Annotated in this window: 5 protein-coding genes; 4 read left to right on the top strand and 1 reads right to left on the bottom strand. The window is 44.0% G+C overall.

Annotation, left to right across the window (positions count from 1 at the left end; translation table 11 throughout):
• The first annotated feature begins 317 nt into the window (after positions 1-317).
• Positions 318-635, top strand: a complete 318-nt coding sequence (locus ACUHMQ_RS20145; protein ID WP_445297240.1) for a Mor transcription activator family protein — start codon at positions 318-320, stop codon at positions 633-635.
• Between the two features lie 27 nt (positions 636-662).
• Here ACUHMQ_RS20145 and ACUHMQ_RS20140 read toward each other — a convergent pair whose 3' ends face one another.
• Entirely contained in the window at positions 663-1,559 is an 897-nt protein-coding gene (locus ACUHMQ_RS20140; RefSeq protein ID WP_445297239.1) for a YopJ/AvrA family T3SS effector serine/threonine acetyltransferase, read from the bottom strand.
• A 303-nt stretch (positions 1,560-1,862) separates the two neighbouring features.
• Here ACUHMQ_RS20140 and ACUHMQ_RS20135 point away from each other — a divergent pair, with 303 nt between their 5' ends.
• The 3 genes from ACUHMQ_RS20135 to ACUHMQ_RS20125 all read left to right on the top strand — a co-directional run bounded on the left by ACUHMQ_RS20135 (position 1,863) and on the right by ACUHMQ_RS20125 (position 4,443).
• Positions 1,863-2,174, top strand: a complete 312-nt coding sequence (locus ACUHMQ_RS20135) for a Mor transcription activator family protein (RefSeq protein ID WP_445297238.1) — start codon at positions 1,863-1,865, stop codon at positions 2,172-2,174.
• 261 nt (positions 2,175-2,435) lie between these two features.
• Positions 2,436-3,143 carry a GIY-YIG nuclease family protein gene (locus ACUHMQ_RS20130; protein WP_445297237.1) on the top strand — a complete coding sequence of 236 codons (708 nt, stop codon included), beginning with the start codon at positions 2,436-2,438 and terminating at the stop codon, positions 3,141-3,143.
• Between the two features lie 1,072 nt (positions 3,144-4,215).
• Complete coding sequence (locus tag ACUHMQ_RS20125; RefSeq protein WP_445297236.1) at positions 4,216-4,443, top strand: phage head-tail joining protein; 228 nt, start codon at positions 4,216-4,218, stop codon at positions 4,441-4,443.
• Positions 4,444-4,630 lie beyond the last annotated feature (187 nt).

The raw sequence follows: 4,630 nt of genomic DNA, 5'->3' as shown, positions 1-4,630 counted from the left end.
CCTCTGCCTCCTTAAGCACGGTGATGATTTGGCTGTCCGAAAATCTCGATTTCTTCATTTTGTAGAACTCCCTCTATCCGAGAAAATTCTACTTCTGCACACCCCTATTTTCCGGGGGGATTACCCCTCGACTGTCTGGTATACTGTCTGGCTGCATATCGGCTAGGTCCAAAGCCTTGCCACGACAGGCCCAAAGAGGCCGCGCCCACACAACAATCTGCGCCTATTGATCGCAGGAGAGAAGTTAGTACCGAGGCACCCACACGCCCGGTGAATAAGCCATCACGGCTTAATACTTTCTCCAGAGATTGGTAAGCATGCTGCAGCACACTCCCCATCACATCCCCGAAATCGAACCGGACCTGGTAGACCGCGTCTTGCAGCACCTGGTCAAGGAAATCCGGCTTACGCCAGACCAGATCAAAGCGACGGAACGCGCAGTGCGGGCTGAGCTGGGTGGAGAACGGGCTTACATCCGCCGTCGCCCAAGCCGGCCGGATGGCAGCAACGACATGGCTAAGCAAGTGATGGTCTTGTTCAATGGGCGCAATGCTGCCGAAGTGGCACGTAAGCTCGGTATTGGGCGGGCGACGGTGTATCGGGTATTGAAGAGGGCGAGAAAAGTAACAATATAGGCGAATTTCTCAGTTATCTAGCACCTTTTATGCTTTGGAATTGAGCAAAGTAGTAATTTCGACCTGTCTCTTTACTTCAATTGAATTGCTGTATTTTATTGATTTTCCGTTGTGGTCCTGCTCCACGATATGTCGAGCTTGTCGTTCTTCGAGTGTTTCTCCGCGCTTATTTACTTTTACCTCTCTTGCTTCTGGTTGAGCAGCTAGATAAGCTTGAAGTCTTTTTTCCGATTGCGCATGCTTCATTAATGTTGGTGGCAATAAATTGTTAGATTCATTTGCCGTAACAATGCCATAACTATCACCTAAGATTCCTTGAGTATTCTTGTCATGTATCTGCGCAAAGGATAATTGTTCCTGAAACATTTTCTTCGCTAGAGATAAGCTAAACATTCCGCATTCTCCATTGCTGCGTTGAAGGTCACTCTCAATGATTACGGTTGGAACGTTTTGTAGTATCTCAGAAAATGCAGCCTGACATCTAAAGACTAATAGTGCGGGACCCATTCCGTTAGTAGTAGCAGGTTCTACACCAACGACTGAGGGTTTGCCATCCCTTAATGAATAATCAAAAGCAGCAAAATGAATACCTCCATCACCCATATTCACGATGAATCGTGCAGAGGTTTGTTTTTGCTCTATTAATTCTTTTACCTTGTTGGCCAAATCTCTAGGGCTATTCATTAAAGAAGCGTTTAATCCACTTGCTTTATTATTTGCAAGTTCAACTAATTCTTCCATGAAACGCATATCTGAAGATGCCGCAGTACGTGAGGGTAGCTGAACACCATCTGTTAGAGCTTGATCAATGGAATTTAAATAGTTTTCTACAGCTTCACTATCATGAGATATTTCAGTTGATTTAGTGGCAGCGATTTCCGCAATACTAGATTGAGATGTATGAGAAGCTATTTGATTTATCATGATTGACCTCCAGCACGAAATTACTTCTTGAGAAATTTCCCCTTTCAGGGGAACGTGCATAGACGGTATCGACTAAGGTTTGCGTTAGCTTTCGAATCTTGACTGACTTTTTTACATATTGCCCCTAAGTATTGCTTTAGCATAAAGCTACCTCTCCACAAGAGGGTGAGATTCAGAGTTTTTACGCGACAGCTCCACACAACGTGCTGCGCATATTGATCCCAGGAATGAAGTTGTTACCGAGGCACCAAACCCTGGTGTTAGGCCATCACGGCTAAGGACTTTCTCCAGGGATTGGTAAGCATGCTGCAGCACCTTCCCCAACCCATCCCCGAAATCGAACCGGACCTGGTTGATCGTGTCTTGCATCACCTGGTCAAGGAAATCCAACTATCTCCCGACCAAATCAAGGCAACTGAACACGCAGTGCGGGCCGAGCTAGGCGGCGAGCGGGCTTACATCCGCCGTCGACCAAGCCGGCCGGATGGCAGCAACGACATGGCTAAGCAAGTGATGACGCTGTTCAATGGGCGCAATGCCACCGAGGTGGCGCGTAAGCTGGGTATTGGGCGGGCGACGGTGTATCGGGTTTTGAAACGTGTCAAGAATAGCTGATTGGTTTGGATAGGTGTTTACTTTTCTTAATTGCATTTAAGTTCACTCTAAAATTAATTCCGAATAATGTATTGAAGGAATATCTTCATCCATTATTTATGCGAGATATATTTTGAGTGATGGGTGTTTCTCTCCCTTAAGTACCTTTGTTGACCTTAAGGTCATTGCAAGATATTCACATGCGCATGCCGTGGTCGTTCTTTGTATGACAACTGTAATTTAACAGCATCATACGGCCCGTTTTTTCCTGGGGGGATTATCATGTGCTTTGCAGAAGAATGTTCTCATGCGATTCAGGTGATTCTTAAAAAGTTTGGTGCGGATTTTAGACGCATAAATACGGAAGAGCCAGTCTGTAATATAAATTCTCCTGGAGTTTATGTATTATGGTTTGTTATGAAAAAAGAATTCAAAAAGTTGTTAAATTCAAATGTCTTTGTAGTTGTCAATGAGGACGTAACTGACATTGAAACTGAATGGGAGGCAGCTGTTAGGTTTCCAGTGTATGTTGGTTCAACTTCGCGACCTCTTGAGGATAGGTTAAATGAACATATAAGTGGTAAATTGAGGGAATTTACGTATGGGTTAAACACGGTGGATAACTCTAAGATTTTTCCACTAGGGACATATGCATATATTTCTTATGTGCCGACAAGTTCATCTGTTGCATTATTACTTGAAGCATTATTTCTGAAAGAGTTCAACTTTTTCTTCAACGTTAAGCAGAATGGGCCTAGGCGAGAATTTAATCTGGACTATTTAGTTGCAGTGGAAAGAAAAGAAGATATTTTTATTCATGATATTGAAAATTATGATGATAAACATAAGAAGTTGAAACTTAAAGAAGTGATTTCATTTCAGGTTGACGCTATTGTAAGATTTTTTGAGCTACTAAAAGACGACTACGAAATACTTAAAGTATTTAGTGCGGGGGGTAACTTTGACATCTGGAAAATGAGAGTGGCTTAATTTAATGTCAAAAAATTGGTTGTGGGTTTAAATGTCTGAGTGTCTTAATTTTAAAAGTGTAGAAGCAAATGGAATGCGACGAGATTTCATTCCTAAAATGTAATTGGCTTAGCAAGTGAGGTCTATGTTCGGTGGGTGCAATGCTGCCGAGATGGCAAGAAAACTCGGTATTGGGCGGGCGACGGTTTATCGAGTTGGGTCAGCCCGAATGCGGGGTTGAAGCGTACCCGCATCAATGCACGACCACCGTGCCAATGGCATTAATCATCTCAGTCTGCTGGAAAAGTATAGAGAATATTGAGCAAGCAGGAAACGGAATACAAGTCTCCGATCCTGCTTTTGCGCTATTTAAATAGCTGCTGGTTAGGCTAGGGGATCTACTAAACCAACACCACAACGGCCAACTGGTTCAGGTTCAGATGATTGGGTTATTACTGCTGCAGCGGCGATCCCAACTGGACCAAGTAGAGCAAGAAACCAATAATATGGGCTGTTCCCGCCGGAAACTTGATTGACTTCAGTAGTATTAAGTTCTTGCATAGTTAGCCTTTCTTTTCGAAAAAAGATTAATTTAAAGTAGTAAGTGCTAAATAATAGTATTAGCGACTTTCCAGTAAATAGTCTAACGAATTGATACCAATGTTTGCAATTGATTCTCCGTGGGAGATAACAGCAACAGGGAAATCTCCAATGTCTTGCGAGATGTTTGGAAGCAATGTGGTTATGGATTGAAAGAGAATAATTCTTAATAACAAATAGAAATTGTATAAATCAAAGCTATATATAATTTTCTTTAAATTATTGAAGTACGCAAAGGCGATCTTCAGTTGAAATAATTGCGCTGTTCTTTTATATATTCTTTAGGTTTATTGCTTAAATGAGAATAACTTAGTCAGTTTGGGATTTCCCCAGTTCAGGTAGTTTTGCCCTCATTCCGATGAAGCTCTTGACTTCAATGTACCAAACTACCAATGGAAATAGACTTAGGTTGCAGGAGTAGTTTTCTCAGTCTTACCTTACGAAGAGACACCTCAATCGATAGAGTGATAAGGTTTTCTCAGGAACCTTGTCCATGGCCTTATCCCTTTCCGACCTCGACAACCTGGATGCCGCTATCGCTACGGGTGAGCTATCCGTGGTCATCAACGGCCGAAGCATCACTTACCGTAGCGTCAGCGAATTGCTGAAGGCGCGTTCCCATGTCGCCAATGTGCTGGCCCTGGCCGGTACCGATGGACGCGGTGCCAAGCGTGCAGGCGCAGCCTACCGGTACACCTTCACAACCGGGCGGGGTGACTGATGAGCCTGGTTGATCGTTTTGTTAGTTGGGTCAGCCCGAGTGCGGGCTTAATGCGTGCACGTGCGTAAATGCCCGGAGGCCAGCATCTATCGCCGTCGCTGGACAGTGTCCAAGCTGATTGACTCCTTATTATCGGAGTTCAGTCATGCTTGCAGTCCCCCAGCGCGCTTTTGTTGCCAACCAGCCC

Source organism: Chitinimonas violaceus (assembly GCF_052601015.1).
This window is presented reverse-complemented; position numbering and strand designations above follow the sequence as displayed.